1 protein-coding gene is annotated in these 729 nt (G+C 60.8%); it reads left to right on the top strand.

From position 1 onward, the window contains the following. Positions 1-58: 58 nt before the first annotated feature. Positions 59-729, top strand: a 671-nt coding sequence (locus tag RQX22_RS19230; RefSeq protein WP_315728824.1) for an IS256 family transposase, incomplete at its 3' end; no start/stop codon positions are given.

Raw genomic sequence — 729 nt, 5'->3', positions numbered from 1 at the left:
GGGACTGTCAGGAGTTTTGTGCGTGAGGCCATATGATGGATGAGAAAGGACCATCGATATGGCAATTGACAAAGAGGTATTGGACCAGCTGCTTGCCGGGCGTGCTCCGGAGGAGCTGTTTGCGAAGGATGGGTTGCTCGACGAGCTGAAGAAGGCGCTTTCCGAGCGGATGCTTTCAGCGGAGCTGGACGATCATCTCGAGCACCAAAGCGCCGAAGGCGCCGTAAACCGGCGCAATGGCTCGTCGAAGAAGACGGTGCTGACGAGCACATCGAAGCTGACGCTGGACATTCCGCGCGATCGGGCCGGCTCCTTCGATCCGAAGCTGATCGCCAAGTATCAGCGCCGCTTTCCCGATTTCGACGACAAGATCATCTCGATGTACGCGCGCGGCATGAGCGTTCGCCAGATCCGCGGGCATCTGGAGGAGCTGTACGGCATCGATGTCTCGCCGGACCTGATCTCGACGATCACCGACGCGGTGCTGGAAGCGGTTGCCGAATGGCAGGGGCGGCCGCTCGACGCCTGCTATCCGCTGGTCTTCTTCGACGCGATCCGGGTGAAGATCCGCGACGAAGGCTTCGTTCGCAACAAGGCCGTCTACATCGCGCTCGGCATCCTGCCGGATGGCGCCAAGGAGATTCTCGGCATCTGGATCGAGCAGACCGAGGGCGCCAAGTTCTGGCTGCGGGTGATGAACGAGCTCAAGAACCGCGGCGTCGCCGATAT

The sequence above is a fragment of the Sphingosinicella rhizophila genome, from assembly GCF_032378825.1.
Lineage (GTDB): Bacteria > Pseudomonadota > Alphaproteobacteria > Sphingomonadales > Sphingomonadaceae > Allosphingosinicella > Allosphingosinicella rhizophila.
Note: the sequence above shows the minus strand (reverse complement) of the source record. Positions and strands in the feature narration are given on the sequence as shown.